Annotated in this window: 13 protein-coding genes and 1 pseudogene; 4 read left to right on the forward strand and 10 right to left on the reverse strand. The window is 62.6% G+C overall.

Translation table 11 applies throughout. The features are described 5' to 3' along the window. Positions 1-25 precede the first annotated feature (25 nt). The 3 genes and pseudogenes from KMZ29_RS25275 to KMZ29_RS25285 form a co-directional block, all read right to left on the reverse strand. Positions 26-466: pseudogene (locus KMZ29_RS25275) on the reverse strand (LysR substrate-binding domain-containing protein); the annotation flags it as partial. Between the two features lie 52 nt (positions 467-518). Beyond that, on the reverse strand, positions 519-914 hold the full coding sequence (locus tag KMZ29_RS25280) for a YciI family protein (protein ID WP_215621716.1): 396 nt from the start codon (positions 912-914) through the stop codon (positions 519-521). Positions 915-1215: 301 nt separating this feature from the next. Beyond that, complete coding sequence (locus KMZ29_RS25285) at positions 1216-2496, reverse strand: protoglobin domain-containing protein (protein WP_369810050.1); 1281 nt, start codon at positions 2494-2496, stop codon at positions 1216-1218. Positions 2497-3050: 554 nt separating this feature from the next. Between KMZ29_RS25285 and KMZ29_RS25290 the strand changes: the two genes are divergently transcribed. After that, the gene (locus KMZ29_RS25290) at positions 3051-4073 is read left to right on the forward strand and encodes a PAS domain-containing protein (RefSeq protein ID WP_215621718.1); all 1023 of its coding nucleotides are present in this window, start codon (positions 3051-3053) and stop codon (positions 4071-4073) included. On the opposite strand, the gene KMZ29_RS25295 is transcribed toward KMZ29_RS25290, so the two are convergent. The 5 genes from KMZ29_RS25295 to KMZ29_RS25315 are packed head-to-tail and all read right to left on the reverse strand — an operon-like array spanning position 4074 to position 8447. Continuing rightward, the gene (locus KMZ29_RS25295) at positions 4074-4784 is read right to left on the reverse strand and encodes an AprI/Inh family metalloprotease inhibitor (protein ID WP_215621719.1); all 711 of its coding nucleotides are present in this window, start codon (positions 4782-4784) and stop codon (positions 4074-4076) included. Continuing rightward, positions 4784-5770: a 2-hydroxyacid dehydrogenase gene (locus KMZ29_RS25300; RefSeq protein ID WP_215621720.1), complete on the reverse strand. Its 987-nt coding sequence runs from the start codon at positions 5768-5770 to the stop codon at positions 4784-4786. The genes KMZ29_RS25295 and KMZ29_RS25300 overlap by 1 nt, the downstream gene beginning before the upstream one ends. Beyond that, positions 5770-6606, reverse strand: coding sequence for an ABC transporter permease (locus KMZ29_RS25305; RefSeq protein WP_215621721.1), 837 nt, complete (start codon positions 6604-6606; stop codon positions 5770-5772). The genes KMZ29_RS25300 and KMZ29_RS25305 overlap by 1 nt, the downstream gene beginning before the upstream one ends. Next, on the reverse strand, positions 6606-7418 hold the full coding sequence (locus tag KMZ29_RS25310; protein ID WP_215621722.1) for an ABC transporter ATP-binding protein: 813 nt from the start codon (positions 7416-7418) through the stop codon (positions 6606-6608). Before KMZ29_RS25310 ends, KMZ29_RS25305 begins: the two co-directional genes overlap by 1 nt. Before the next feature lie 6 nt (positions 7419-7424). After that, positions 7425-8447 carry an ABC transporter substrate-binding protein gene (locus tag KMZ29_RS25315; RefSeq protein ID WP_215621723.1) on the reverse strand — a complete coding sequence of 341 codons (1023 nt, stop codon included), beginning with the start codon at positions 8445-8447 and terminating at the stop codon, positions 7425-7427. A gap of 124 nt (positions 8448-8571) precedes the next feature. Here KMZ29_RS25315 and KMZ29_RS25320 point away from each other — a divergent pair, with 124 nt between their 5' ends. From KMZ29_RS25320 to KMZ29_RS25330, 3 genes are all read left to right on the forward strand, one after another. Beyond that, complete coding sequence (locus KMZ29_RS25320) at positions 8572-9387, forward strand: creatininase family protein (protein WP_215621724.1); 816 nt, start codon at positions 8572-8574, stop codon at positions 9385-9387. A 143-nt stretch (positions 9388-9530) separates the two neighbouring features. Further along, a complete protein-coding gene (locus tag KMZ29_RS25325) occupies positions 9531-9794 on the forward strand; it encodes a hypothetical protein (protein WP_215621725.1) in 264 nt (87 codons plus the stop codon). 430 nt (positions 9795-10224) lie between these two features. Then, the gene (locus tag KMZ29_RS25330; protein WP_215621726.1) at positions 10225-12225 is read left to right on the forward strand and encodes a carbohydrate porin; all 2001 of its coding nucleotides are present in this window, start codon (positions 10225-10227) and stop codon (positions 12223-12225) included. Positions 12226-12350: 125 nt separating this feature from the next. Here KMZ29_RS25330 and KMZ29_RS25335 read toward each other — a convergent pair whose 3' ends face one another. Both KMZ29_RS25335 and KMZ29_RS25340 read right to left on the reverse strand, forming a co-directional pair. Then, the gene (locus KMZ29_RS25335) at positions 12351-13982 is read right to left on the reverse strand and encodes an FMN-binding glutamate synthase family protein (RefSeq protein WP_215621727.1); all 1632 of its coding nucleotides are present in this window, start codon (positions 13980-13982) and stop codon (positions 12351-12353) included. 415 nt (positions 13983-14397) lie between these two features. Next, on the reverse strand, positions 14398-15171 hold the full coding sequence (locus KMZ29_RS25340) for a ferredoxin--NADP reductase (RefSeq protein ID WP_215621728.1): 774 nt from the start codon (positions 15169-15171) through the stop codon (positions 14398-14400). Positions 15172-15225: the final 54 nt, after the last annotated feature.

Raw genomic sequence — 15225 nt, forward strand, 5'->3', positions numbered from 1 at the left:
GCGCAACGCCCGCAGCGCATGCCATTCAATCCGCCAGCCGTTCGATCACGAGGCCCAGCAGCGCGCGCAACCGCGCCAGCCGCTTGAGGTCTCGGTGATAGCCGACATAGGTGTCGCGGCCCGGCGGCTCTTCGCCGAGATCGATCCGCTCCACGCCGGCGAGCGCATCGCCGAGCGGCCGCGGCAGGACCGCGAGGCCTGTACCTGCGGCGCATAGCCTTGCCTGTACATCGCGATTGTTGCTGCGAGATACGACATGCGCGTTCGGCAGGATCCGTTTCAGCCAGACCGCGTCCGCCATGCCGCCGAACGCGGTGTCCATCGTGATCAGCGGCGTTCCCTTGCCGTCGCCCTGGCGCGGGCGAAAGGCGCTGCCGGACCTGACGTAGACGCCATAGTCGATGTGCATCAGCCGCCGTGAAATCACCTCGGCTTCATCGAACGGCCGGATCCGGAACACCATGTCGTCGATGCCGGCGGCCGCCATGGCCGCCGGCTGGATTTGTCGGCCCCTCGCATCAGGCGTGGGCGGCTACGTCGACCTGGGCCTGGCACCCTGTCTCGTCCGGCCCGGCCATCGCGCGGACCTCGCAGGTCCCTTCCCAACCCGGCATGTGCTGCTTGTGCAGCTGCATGAACTCCACCGCCGAGGCCAGCGCCTCCTCCTTGTTGCGGAATTCGAAGATCGCGTAGCCGCCGATCACTTCCTTGGCCTCGACGAAAGGTCCGTCGACCACGCTGAGCTCGCCGTCCCTGATCCGCACCTGCGCGCCTGCGGCGAGCGGCATCAGCCCGCCCATGTCGATCATACGGCCGGCCTTGATCTCGCGATCGGCAAGCTTGCCCATCGCCTCCATCAGTTCCGGCGTCGGCATCCCGGTGTGGGCGGAGGTGACGAGAGACATGAAACGCATGTTGAGAACTCCTTCTGAGGCGAGCCGCGGGCCCCAAGCCCGCAAAACTGTCTCGCTATGGAGTGGACGATCCGGCCCGGGCCAGATCGACATGGCTTGCGGAAAAATTTGACCGTAACGGGGCCCCGCCGGGCCCGGCGCCCGGTATCCCATTCCGACGACCGGATGCTCAATCTGTGCTTGTTCAGCCAGACGCGCGACGCGCCAAAGCCATCGCTCTCAATTTGAGCTTTGAGAGCCTTGCAGCAAAGGCCGGTCGATCCGTTCCGCCACGGCCTGTCCCGGCACTTCCATAGCCGTTCTACGCGGCCCTCACCGTCACGAGGAACTTGTCTACTTCCGCGCGCAGCTGTTCGGATTGACAGGAAAGTTCCGATGCGGCCGTCAGGACCTGGGAGGCAGCGGCACCCGTTTCTCCCGACGACTGGGTGATTCTGGAGATGTTGACCGAAACCTCACCGGTGCTCTTTGCGGCGAGTTGAACGCTGCGGGAAATCTCGTTCGTCGCAGACCCCTGCTGCTCGACGGCAGCAGCAATCGCGGTCGAAATGTCGTTCATGGTCTTGATGACGCCCGTAATCGTTCCGATGGCATCCACCGATTCCGCCGTCGCACCCTGTATGTCCCCCACCTGTCCGGCGATTTCCGCGGTTGCCTTTGCGGTTTGCTCGGCGAGCGACTTCACTTCCGCGGCCACCACGGCAAAGCCGCGCCCGGCTTCGCCGGCGCGCGCCGCTTCGATCGTCGCATTGAGGGCCAGCAGATTTGTCTGCCCTGCAATGTTGTTGATCAGGTCGATCACGGTGCCAATTCTCTGTGCGCCTTCCGAGAGGCGACGCATTTTTTCGGCGGTCTGATCCGCATCGCGCGCTGCTTCGCTCGAGGTGCGCGCGGATTCATTGACCTGCCGGGATATCTCCCGAATCGACCCGGTCAATTGTTCTGTCGCCGCGGCCACCGACTGAACGTTGGACGAGGCGTCCTTCGACGCCGCATCGACCGCCACGGACTGTGTGGCGGCCTCATTCGCCGAAGAGGTCAGGGTCTGTGCCGCCGTCTGCAATTCGGTGGCCGCCGATGCCACGATGTTGACGACGCCGCCGATCGTCTTTTCGAAATCGGAGGCCAAACGCTCCAGGATCGAACGCCGGTCGCGGCGGCCAGCCTCGGTGTAAACGGCGATCGCAATATCCATATCGAGCATGGCCGCCTTGATGACAGCCGTCTGCAGGTTCGCCTTCTTCCTGGCCCCTTTGCGATCGAACCTCTGGACAGGCATATGGTCCGCTATCGCGTTGACCAGCCCCGACACCAGCGCGTTGTAGCCGCCGATATACCAGCGCGGCTCGAGGCCGAGCTTGTTGTGGGCTTCGCCTATCTCGGTGACCGAGGATTCATACGCTTCGTCAAAGCGGGCATCCATGATGATCGCCCAATGCTGCATCTGCATTTTCTTGGCGTGCATCATATGGTCGCGGTTCCTGAAGAATTTGGCGGTCTCGGCGAATTTTCCGACGTGATCGTAAAACGCATCCAGGATCAGAGGCAGCTCGGAAAGAATGAATGGCTTCGCCTCGCGCAATATGGCGATCGTCGCCTGGTCTATCATGTTGAAACGGAGCCGCTCCTGGATCGTGCTTCCGCCGCTCATTTGTGGGCCCCTCGGGAAACTCGAAAAAACATCCGCATGTAATTCTCCGCCTTTGACTGAGCGCGGCGACAGGTTTGCAACTTACTTGCAAGTGCAACTGGTCTCCGACAGCCCGCTTTCTTTGATTCGAACTGGATTCAATTGAACTCTGAACACGTTACGCGTGCGTCAATGAAGAATTAACCGCGTGATTGGTTGATCGATGAAAATTTCAGCGATAACCAATGTTAAGATGACCGGTTGCATCGGAATTAGCTGTTTTATGGTTGGGACGGCAAAGACAGCCATTAAATTTTTGCGCCGAGCTGCGATCCAGTTGTCAGGCATCAGGCGGTCAAGCCCCAGTCGATGCTATCGGGTGATCCCCCGATATCCGCGGCATCTGGCCGCAACCGGCAAACCCATCAGGATTCGATCCACTCGAGCCGACAATAGACAGGAATCAGGAGCGTTAGCGAAATCGCGCAGCCGGTCCTGGACATCAAATGCTAATATTATTCGACGGAGATCTTGGCGAACGGGAAACGCTTCGTTTCATCGAGGAAAAACTTCATGCCGGCATCTGGAGCTGGGATCTCGCGACCGGCGACATGGAATGGTCTCACGGCTTCTTTTCCTTGCTCGGCATTGAACCGGATTCGATCAAGCCGTCCTCTAGCGTTCTCTCGCAAATGGTCCATCCGGATGACCGCCCTCCCTCCGAGGCCGTCAGCCGGACCCTCAACGAAGGCCTGCCGGCCGAGTGGGAGTTCCGCATCATTCGCCCGAACGGGCGCATTCGCTGGATAGCGACACGTTCCGAATTGCTGCTCGATTCCGATGGCCATCCGGTTCGGTCGATCGGCGTCTCCTTCGACGTGACCAAGCGGCACGAATTGCTTCAGTCGCTGGATATCGCAAGCGGCCGCTATGATGCTCTGATCCGGGCCGCCCAGGGGATCGTATGGTTCGGAGACAAGAGCGGCAACATCACCAAGGTATTGAGACCCGATGACACGATTGCGGAACGGCCCATGGGCCGCCAATCCGAGCATTGGACGGACTTTGTTCATCCGGATGAGAAATCCTTGGTCGAGGAGCTGTGGCGTCAGGCGGCCCTTTCGCGGAATCCGTACAGATTTGAGCATCGGATTCGTCAGCGCGACAACTCATATCGATGGGCGCGCACGATTATCGTCCAGATATTCAGCCGCCGCGGGGAGCCGCTGGAATTGATCGGCCTGTCTACCGACATTGAAATCGAGAAGCGGTATTCCCCGAACTCGGCGAGACCGAAGCAATTGACTGGCGCTCAAATACGAGCCGCACGAGGGATGCTTGCACTATCCGTGAAGGACCTCGCCGAGAAGGCTGCCATTTCTCCAACGACGATTCGTCGCTACGAGCAAGTCGATGGACCAATAAATTCAGCCGAGGCGGCTTTGGAGGTCATCGAACGCACTTTGGCCCAGGCAGGCATTGAGTTCATATTCCCCGAACTTGGAAAGCCCGGCATTCGACCACGCTAATTACTGCCGCAGCATGATCAGGGGGTCGGCGCTGTCGGGCACCCGCCGCCATTGCGCATTGTCATCGGCCTCGAACTGCCAGGTATCGCCTTTGGCTGACATCAATATCATCTGGCCGCGATCGAGCCGCCATTGCGTGGGCGCGAAGGCCGCGATCGCGGGATCGCATTTCGGTTTGAGAAATACCTGGAAATTGTCAGGGCTCGCCTCGGTGTTGGTCAGCGTCAGGCCGCAGATCGCCACACCATTGCCGCGAACCATCGACCAGTCGCCGATCATCTGGTCCATCGATTTGGCCAGCGAACGCGCGGCAGCGAGGTTTTGCAGGATGTAGATGCCTTCGCCCTGTCTCAGCCCCTCGAAGATCCCGCTCTCGACTTCGGTGAAGTCGATCACCGGCTGTCCGGCGGCGTCCTGCAGCCGCACGATATCCAGTCCCCTGACGTTCCAGGCGGTGATGTCCCTGGTGAAGGGCAGCGCCGCCGCGCAGCCGGGCTCCAGCTCAAGCTTCAAGCCCTGCGGCGTGGCATCGCCCTTCAGCGTGACGACGCAGGTCTTGCTGCGTTCGGTGGTCGAGAGCTCCCACTGGCCGACCATTTCCTTTTTCAAGGTGGCGGAATCCTGCGACCACGCGGGCGACGCCAAAGAAACCGGCAAAGCAAGCAACGCCACAAGCGCCGGCAACCCGATGCCAGGGCGACCTGCGGACATCAGCGGCCCTTCACCGGCGTTTCCGCGACCGGCGTCAGCGGCGGCTTGCCAGCGAACCAGGCCTTGAGATTGTCGACTACCAGCTGATCCATCGCGTTTCGCGTTACCACCGAAGCCGAGCCGATGTGTGGCAACAACACGACATTTTGCATGGCGCGCAGCTCGTCCGGCACCGCCGGTTCCTTGGCGAACACATCCAACCCCGCGGCCAGGATGGTCCCCGACTTCAACGCCGATATCAAAGCCGGCTCGTCGACGACGGAGCCCCGCGCCACGTTGATGACGACGCCGCGCGGCCCCAGCGCCTTCAGCACATCGGCATTGATCAGGTTGGCGGTCGCAGCCCCTCCCGGGACGATCACTACAAGCGTATCCACCGTCTTCGCCATCTCGATCAGGTCGGGATAGTGCTTGTACGACACGCCCTCGGCGGGCTTGCGCGAATGATAGACGACGGGAACGCGCGAGGCGTCGAGACGGCGACCGATCGCCTGGCCGATCCGGCCCATGCCGACGATACCGACCTTGCGGTCGCGCAGCGAGCCGACGCTCAAGGGATAATTCTGGGTGGTCCAGAGGCCGGAGCGCAGATAGCGGTCGGCCTTGACGAACTCGCGCAGCGTCGCGATCAGAAGTCCCATCGCGACGTCGGCGACCTCCTCGGTCAGCACATCGGGCGTGTTGGTGACGACGATGTTGTGCTCGCGGGCGTAAGCGGAATCGACATGATCATAACCGACGCCGAAGGAAGCTATGATCTCGAGCTTCGGAAACAGCGCCAGCGCGCTTCGGTCGGCGTGCACGGTGTGGTAGGTCACGGCGATGCCGCGGATCTTCTCCGCCATGCCCGCCAGCCGCTCGAGGTCGTGCTTGGTCTCGGCCGAATGCAGGACGAACTGATCGGAAAAGCCGTTCTGGATGATGGGCCTGCCCGGCCCATAGACCAGCAGATCGATCTTCTCCGACGAAATATTACCCGCAGCCATCAGTTTTCCTTTCCAAGCGCACTCTCGTGCCAGCGCCGCAGCACCAGATGCGACGTTAGCGCCAGCAGCCCATAAATGACAATCCCGGCGGCAGAGAGCAACAGAAGTGCGGCAAACATCCGGGGAATGTTGAGGCGATAGCCGGATTCCGCGATTCGGTAGGCGAGGCCGGAGCCGGCGCCGGCGGAACCCGCCGCGATTTCGGCGACCACCGCGCCGATCAGCGACAGCCCACCCGCGATCCGCAATCCGCCGAGGATGAACGGCAATGCGGCCGGCAATTTGAGATAGCGCAGCGTCTGCAACCGCGATGCGCCGTAAAGTTGAAACAGGCCGGCCAGATTGCGATCCACCGAGTTCAGCCCGAGCGTGGTGTTGGACAGCACCGGAAAGAATCCGACGATCCAGGCGCAGGCGACCACCGCAGTCTGCTGCGGCAGATAGATCAAAAGCAGCGGCGCGATCGCGATCACCGGCGTCACCTGCAGGATCACCGCATAGGGAAACAGCGAATATTCCAGCCACTTCGACTGATTGAACAGCAGCGCCAGCGCGATGCCGCCGACGGCTGCGGCAATGAAGCCCTCGAGCGTGGTCAGAAGCGTGGTCAGAAGCGATTGCGACAGCACCGCCCAGTCCTTGACCAGGGTCTGGAACACCGCCGTTGGCGCCGGCAGCACATAGGGCGGAATATCGTTGAGCCACACCACGAACTCCCAGATCGCGATGCCGGCCGCCAGCACGACCACGGGAAGCAGGATGCGCGCGAGATAGAGGGCGCGGCGCTCCGCCGTGCCCTGCCCCGCGGCCAGCGGCGGTGTTTGCGGGATGCTCATCAGCCGGACTGCCCCGAATAGGACGGCGCCAGCGCGTTGGAAACCTTGCGGCAATAGCCGGCATAACCGGCGGAGGTGCGAAAATCCTCATCCCGCGGCTCCGGCGCGTCGATGCGAAACTCCGCGCCGATCCGTCCGGGGCGCGCCGTCATCACGATCACCCGTTGCGACAGGTAGACCGACTCGAACACCGAATGGGTGACGAAGATGACGGTCTTGCGCAGATTGCGCCACAGCGCGAGCAGGTCGTTGTTGAGCCGGAACCGGGTGATCTCGTCGAGCGCGGCGAACGGTTCATCCATCAGCAGGATATCCGGATCGGTGACCAAAGCGCGCGCCAGCGAAACCCGCATCTTCATGCCGCCGGACAATTCGCGCGGGTAGGCGCCCGCAAACTCGGTCAACCCCACCTGGGTCAGCGCCTCGCCGATTCGCGTATTCGCTTCCGCCGGCTGTGCGTGGGACAATTTCAGCGGCAGCCGCACATTCTCCCGCACCGTCGCCCACGGCATCAGCGTCGGCTCCTGGAACACGAAGCCGATGGAATGCCCGGCGCCGGTCCCGCTTGCGGATGGCGCGACGCCGACAGTGCCGGAGGTTGGCGCCCCGAGGCCCGCGATCAGCCGCAGCGCCGTCGATTTTCCGCAGCCGGACGGACCGAGCAGCGACACGAACTCGCCCTTGCGCACGTCGAGGTCGAGCGGCCCGAGCGCGGCGACGCCGCTGTCATAGACCTTGGTGACACCGCGCAGGCTCACCGCGAGGCCGGCGCGCAGGGTTTCGAATCCGGGCAAGGCGGCGGGCTCGGCCATCGCGCGCTAGTTCTTCGGCCGCAGATTGAGGCCGACGCCTTTGTTGGTAAAGCGCAGCGTATAGGCCTTGCGGAAGTCGATGTCGCGGCGCACCACGCCGGCCCGCACCATCTTGTCGAAGAAGCTGCCGATGCGCGCATCGCTCATGGCGCCGATGCCGTCCTTCAGCGCGTCGCCGGAATCGACGATGCCGTGTTCCTTCATCTTCGCGACGGAGTAGGCCAGCAGCTCGTCTGTCATTTCCGGATTGAGCTTCTTGATCATCGCGTTGCCGGGCGCGTTGTCGCCGTACAGATAATTGTACCAACCGATAATGGAGGCATCGACGAAGCGCTGCACCATATCCGGCTTCTTGTCGATGAGATCGGCCCGCGTCTCGATCAGGGTCGAGTAGGTGTTGAAGCCATAATCCGCCAGCAGGATCACGCCCGGCTTGAATTTGGCGGCCTTTTCCACCGCGAAGGGCTCGGAGGTGACATAGCCCTGCATCGCGCTCAGCCGGTTGGCGATGAACGGCTGCGAGTTGAAGGTGTAGGGCCTGACTTTGTCCTCGCTGAACCCGTATTCGGTCTTCAGCCACTGGAAATAGCTCGAGATCCCCTCCTTGGAGACGAACAGCGTCAGCGGCTTGAGGTCCTCGAGTTTCGTCACCTTCGAATCGGGATGGGTGAGGAAGACCTGCGGGTCCTTCTGGAAGATGGCGGCGACCGTCACGACCGGCACATGGTTGGCGACCGCGTCGAACGACATCAGCGTGTTGGCGGCCATGAAGAAATCGAGCTTGCCCGAGATCAGCAGCATGCGGTTGTTGTCGTTGGGTCCGCCCGGCACGATGGTGACGTCGAGGCCGTATTTCCTGTAGGTGCCATCGGCGAGCGCCTGGAAGAACCCGCCATGCTCGGCCTCGGCCACCCAGTTGGTTCCGAACGAGACCTTGTCCAGGCTGGGCTGGGCAGACGCCGGTGCGGTCGCCGCAAACAGGGCCGTGAGGGCTGCGGTTAACGCTCGCGGCAAAAAGGCCGGCTTCATGGTTGGACTCCGTCGATCGTTCTGGCCCATGATGGGATGGATGGACGCGATGGCGTCCCCGGGATGGATACCAAACTCCCTGGCAAACTACCTCGCAAATCGGCTCAAAGAAACGCTTGGCTCGATGACTTCCCTGCTTCCTCCCCGCGACTGGGCCGAGATCCGCTGGCCCGAGATTTCCCCGGCCGAGGCGGCGCGGTGGATCGCGGTGCTGCCGCTGGCGGCGACCGAGCAGCACGGCCCGCATCTGCCCGTCGAGACCGACGTCATGATCGGCGAGGCCTATCTGGCGCGGGTGCGCGAACTGCTGCCGGACACTATTCCGGCGACGTTCTTGCCCATTCAGCCGGTCGGGATTTCCACCGAACATATCCACTATCCGGGCACGCTGACGCTGCCGACCGAGGTTGCGCTCAGGAGCTGGATGGCGCTCGGCGAGAGCGTGGCGCGCGCGGGCTTGAGAAAGCTGGTGATGGTCACGAGCCATGGCGGCAACAGCGCCGCGATGAGTCTGGTCGCGCAGGATCTGCGCGCGCATCACGGGCTTCTCGCGGTGACCACGAGTTGGTCGCGCTTCGGCACGCCGGAGGGATTGTTCTCGGCGGAAGAGTTGCGCCACGGCATCCATGGCGGCGCGGTCGAGACCTCGATCATGCTGGCGCGTTATCCGCAGCATGTGCGCAAAGACGCGATCGCCGATTTCCGGCCCGCCAGCATCGCAATGGAAAGAGAATACCGCTGGCTTTCGGCGCACCGGCCGGTGCCGTTCGCGTGGCAGGCCCAGGACCTGCACCCCAGCGGCGCCGCTGGCGATGCGACCTTGGCCACCGCGGCGAAGGGCGAACGCCTGCTCGATCACGGCGCGCGCGCCTTCTGCGAGTTGCTCGGCGATGTCGACAAGTTCGATCCGGCGACGCTCGGGACCGGCCCGAAGCCCTGATCTCCGGACTAACCTGTTGTAATCACGAACCATTGAACATTACCTGGAGTTAATGGAGCCGGTTCGAACCAGATTCGGGGAGCCTCCGTCCAACTGGCCATGCGGACCAAAACGGTGCCGCGTTCAACCGGATGGAGTTTCTCATGTCGATCAAGACCAGAATCGCCGCCCTCGCCCTCGCTACCCTTGCCGTTACCGGCACCGTTGCGTCCACCGCCTCCCCGGCCCAGGCCAAGCCGCTCGGCTGGGGCATCGGAGCCGGCCTGCTCGGCGCCGCGGTCGTTGGCAGCGCCATCGCCGCTTCCAGCAATGGCTACTACTACGACGGCTATCGCCGCTGCGGCTGGGTGCGCCAGTTCGACGTCTACGGCAACTACATGGGCCGCGTTCGCACCTGCAACTTCTGATGTTCGACTTGAGTGGATTGTCGCGGTTTCCCGAACCGCTTCGCCCGAAAACGCCCTGATTGTGGATTCTGCGTCCGGCATGGGCGCCTCATCCACCCCATGCCGCACTCCGACCCGCCCGGTTGTCCCCCCGGGCGGGTCAACTTTTTGAAGCTGGAATTCCTTGAAACTGGAACGGTTTCATTGTGTTGCAGGCACGTCACTATGCGATGTGATATTTGGAACCGGATTCCGTTGCTTCTTGCGATTGCGAATTACTTGCAATAAAGCTCTCAGCAGTGGACGACGGCTGGGACGATCTGGTTTTTTGACCCCACAGGGCGGCAAATCCGGACGGCTGCAGCGAGAACTTGGATTTGCTGGGGGCAGCGCGACGCATGACATTAGTGACGAAGAGTTCCGCAACCATGTGCGCGCCGGAAGCCACGCGATGATCCGCATCGTCCGATTCCGGAAGCGCGCATTCGCCGGCATCACGCTGAGCCTGCTTGCGTTCGATGGCGCAGCCGTCGCTGCCGACGCCAGCTTGCCGCGCAAGGCGCCGACCGTTCAGTCGGCGTTCGACTGGACCGGGCTTTATATCGGCGCGCATGCCGGCTACGGCCGCGCCCCGGCCAGCGCGGTCCTCACCGATCCCTTGCTCAACGCCACCGCAACCAACAGCGCCAGCGCCGGCATGATCGGCGGCGTTCAGGCCGGCTACAATGTTCGGCTGCCGTCCGGACTCTTGTTCGGCGTCGAAGCCGATCTCACCTCTCCGAATTACCTCATCTCGGATTCGATCGTCGCCGTGCTGGCGACGCCGCAGTCCGAAATCGTCGAGCATCTGGACTATGTCGGAACAGTGCGCGGCCGCCTCGGTTACGCTTCCGGCCACTGGCTGCTCTATGCCACCGGCGGCTTGGCCTATGCCGGCGAGAGCTTCAGCAACACGCCTCCGATCGGCGACAGGGAAAAGCACCTGAACCTCCGGCTCGGCTGGGCCGCCGGCGCCGGAGTCGAATATGCCTTCGCGCCGCACTGGAGCCTGAAGCTCGAATATCTCTATAATCGGTTCGAGGATGCCAACATCCGGTTTCCGTCAGGCACGCAATATTCCTCGACCCTGGATTTCCAGTCGATCCGCGTCGGCCTCAACCGCAAGATCGACTGGCCGGGATCGCCCCATTTCTCGCCGAAGACGTCGCTGAGCGATCCGGAATCCGATCGGTGGGAAATCCACGGTCAGACGACTTATCTGCCGCAAGGCTATCCGCGCTTTCGCGCGCCCTATACCGGAACCAACAGTTTTACGCCGGCGCCTCAGGCGCAGGCGACCTGGAGCAATGGTCTGTATCTGAACGCCCGGCTGTGGGAAGGCGGCGAGGTCTATTACAACCCCGAACTGCTGCAGGGCTTCGGCTTGAACAACACCGTCGGCGCCGCGGGCTTTCCCAACGGCGAAGCGCAAAAATCCAATTTCCCCTACCCGCATTACAACACCTCGCGGCTGTTCCTGCGCCAGACGTTTGGCTTTGGCGGCGAGCAGGAGGAACTGGCGAGCGCACCCGGCCAGCTCGCCGGCAAGGTCGATGTTTCGCGGCTGACGCTGCAGGCCGGCAAGTTCGCGGTCCTGGATGTCTTCGACGGCAACTCCTACGCCAAGGATACCCGCAAGGACTTCATGAACTGGTCGATGTGGGCGCCCGGCGCGTTCGATTATTCGGCCGACAAGGTCGGGCTGACCTACGGCGCCACCGCGGAGTTGAATCAGAAGCAATGGGCGCTGCGCGCAGGCTATTTCCTGATGCAGTCGGTATCCAACGCCAACAGCTTCGACACCAAAGTGTTCGAGCGCGGAACCTATGCGATCGAACTGGAGACGCGCTATTCGCTGTTTTCGCAGCCAGGAAAACTGCGCACCATCGCCTGGTTCAACAGCGCCAATTCCGGCAGCTACCGCGAGACCTTGAACAATCCGGCGTTCGATCTCGACATCGCGCAGACCCGCAGGGGCCGCATCAAATACGGCTACGTCGTCAGCATGGAACAGGCCTTGAACGACCAGGTCGGATTGTTCGGGCGCTGGAGTTGGAACGACGGCAAGACCGAGATCATGGCGTTCACCGATATCGATGCCTCGCTGTCGCTCGGCCTTTCGATCAAGGGCGCCAAATGGGGCCGGCCCGATGACGTGATCGGGATCGGCGGCGCCATCAACGCGCTGTCCCGGGATCACCGCGATTTCATCGCCGCCGGCGGGCTCGGCGTGCTGATCGGCGACGGCGCGCTCAACTACCGGCGCGAGCGTATCCTCGAAACCTACTACGCCTACGCGCTCAACAAACAGCTCACGCTGACCGCCGACTACCAGCTCATCACCAACCCCGCCTATAATGCCGACCGCGGGCCGGTCCACATCTTCTCGGGTCGCTTCCACGGCGAGTTCTGAGGCCAGTTTACTCGTCATTCCGGGGCGCTTGCGAAGCAATCGAACCCGGAATCCAGAAGTTGTCAGCACGAGATTCCGGGTTCGCGCCGACGCGCGCCCCGGAATGACGGCGCTCAGCGCCGCCTCTACCCCGCCGGCGCAAAGGATTCCGCCCGCGCCACGGCCCAGGCGTTGCGGAAGCGCGGATCGCTGGTGCCGTCGATCAACTCGCCCGGGCGAAGCGACGGATAAAGTTGCGCGAATGACAGTACCTCGGTGGCGGACGATCGCTTCGAGAAATGGATCGGCCGCAAATCCCTTGGATGTTCGAGACCCGCGGCGGCAAGCAGCTCCGCCAGCGCATGCAGCGTCGCATGATGATAATTGTACACCCGCTCGATCTTGTGCGGCACCACCAGCGCGCGGTTGCGCGTGGGATCCTGGGTGGCAACGCCGGTCGGACAGCGGTCGGTATGACAGCTCAGCGACTGGATGCAGCCCAGCGAGAACATGAAGCCGCGCGCCGAATTGCACCAGTCGGCGCCGATCGCCATGGCGCGCGCCATGTCGAAGGCGGTGGCGATCTTGCCGGAGGCGCCGATCCTGATGCGGTCGCGCGCGTTGATGCCGATCAGCGCGTTATGGACGAAGTTGACGCCCTCGCGCATCGGCGTACCCAGATGATCCATGAATTCCAGCGGTGCTGCGCCGGTGCCGCCTTCATTGCCGTCAACCACGATGAAGTCGGGATAAATTCCGGACTGCAGCATCGCCTTGCAGATCGCGAGGAATTCCCAGGGATGGCCGATGCACAACTTGAATCCGGCCGGCTTGCCGCCGGACAGCCGGCGCATCTCGGCGATGAACGCCATCATCTGAAGCGGCGTCGAAAACGCACGGTGCGACGCCGGCGAGACGCAATCCTCGTCCATCGCCACGCCCCGGATCTTGGAAATCTCCTCCGAGACCTTGGCCGCCGGCAGCACGCCGCCATGCCCGGGCTTGGCGCCCTGGCTGATCTTGAGTTCGACCATCTTGATCTGGTCTTCGCCCGCGACGCTGGCGAATAATTCGGGGTTGAAACTGCCGTCGCGGTTGCGGCAACCGAAATAGCCTGAGCCGATCTCCCAGATGATGTCGCCGCCATTTTCGCGGTGATAGGGACTGACGCCGCCCTCGCCGGTATCGTGGGCGAAGCCGCCCTTCTTGGCCCCGGCATTCAGCGCGCGCACTGCGTTCGGGCTGAGCGCGCCGAAGCTCATCGCGGAAATATTGAAGACGGAAGCCGAATAGGGCTTGGCGCAATCGGGGCCGCCGATGGTGACACGGAATTTCTCGCTGGCATGGGTCTTGGGCGACATCGAATGATGCATCCATTCGTAGCCCTCGCGATAGACATCCTCCTGGGTGCCGAACGGCCGCTTGTCGAGCTCCATTTTGGCGCGCTGATAGACCACCGCGCGGGTGTCGCGGCTGAAGGGCATGCCGTCCTTCTCGCTCTCGAAGAAATACTGCCGCATCTCCGGCCTGATCTCTTCGAGCAGGAAGCGGATATGCGCCGAGATCGGATAATTGCGCAAAACCGCATGGTTCTTCTGCGTGAGATCGCGTAGGCCGAGCAAAGTGAGGGCGCCGAAAATCAGGATCGGCACCATGATCAGTTCCCACACCTTGGTATTGGCATCCACGATCCCGATCGTGAGCAGCAAGGCCGTGACGACGGCGCAGATCGTCAGGACGATGAAGCGCGGCGAGAACGGAAGCATCAGCGTTTCCATGGGACCCCTCGGGCAGATTGTGCCGATATCATTCTTGCCGGCCTTGAGCCTGATCCAACTCTCGAAATAATCCTGTACACGATATCCGGCGTTACAGGTTACGGATTTGACGGCAGATCGTTTCGCGGAAGGCTACCGAATCATCCGGCGGAGAAGCAATGCGACCCGATGCCGGCCGCGGCGCGCTCTTTCGCACTGCAACGTAACTGCAGGTTCGCATGGTGAAGGGACGAGCGGAGCTGCGTGGCCCAGGGCGAAGCGCGATCCGGGACACGCCGGCAGATCGCGAAGAAGATCCCCGGATTTCGCTTCGCTTCATGCGCCGGGCGCCGACCCCAGCCTTGGCAGCAATGCATGCATCGGTGGTTGGGTCCCCAATCGCGGTCGCGGGCTCGCTTGCCCGGGACGACGGGGGTCAGCGCTCGACGAACGCCTTCTCGATGACGAAATGGCCGGGCTCGCTGTGGCTGCCTTCGAGAAAGCCGCGTGTCTCGAACATCGTCCGCAGCTCTTCCAGCATGGCGGGGCTGCCGCACATCATGATGCGGTCGGTTTCGATGTCGAGCGGCGGCTGACCGATGTCGTTGAACAGCTGCTCCGAGGTGATCAGGTCGGTGATGCGGCCGCGGTTGCGGAACGGCTCGCGCGTCACGGTCGGATAATACTGCAGCTTCTCGGTCAAGAGCGGTCCGAACAGTTCGTCGTCGCGCAGCTTCGCCACCAGCTCTTCGCCATAGGCGAGTTCGGAGACCTGCCGGCAACCGTGCACCAGCACGATGCTCTCGAACCGGTCGTAGACGTCGGGATCCTTGATCAGGCTCGCGAACGGCGCCAGACCCGTTCCGGTCGACAGCAGCAGCAGCCGCTGGCCCGGGATCAGGTTGTCGGCGACCAGCGTGCCGGTCGCCTTGCGTCCGACCAGGATGGTGTCGCCTTCCCTGATCTTCTGGAGCTTGGAAGTCAGCGGCCCGTCGGCGACCTTGATCGAGAAGAATTCCAGCGATTCCTCGTGATTGGCGCTCGCCATGCTGTAGGCGCGCAGCAGCGGACGGCCATCAACCTCCAGGCCGATCATGGCGAATTGCCCGTTCTGGAATCGGAAGCCGGAATTGCGGGTGGCGGTGAAGCTGAAAAGCGTATCGGTCCAGTGCCGGACGGAAAGAACTTTCTCTCGATGGAATGCGCTCATGTGTTTTCGTTTTTCCTGACGGCCTGACGTGGAACGAACGGGTTGTTCGGCCTC

Origin of the sequence: Bradyrhizobium sediminis (genome assembly GCF_018736085.1) — a bacterium.
Taxonomy (GTDB): domain Bacteria; phylum Pseudomonadota; class Alphaproteobacteria; order Rhizobiales; family Xanthobacteraceae; genus Bradyrhizobium; species Bradyrhizobium sediminis.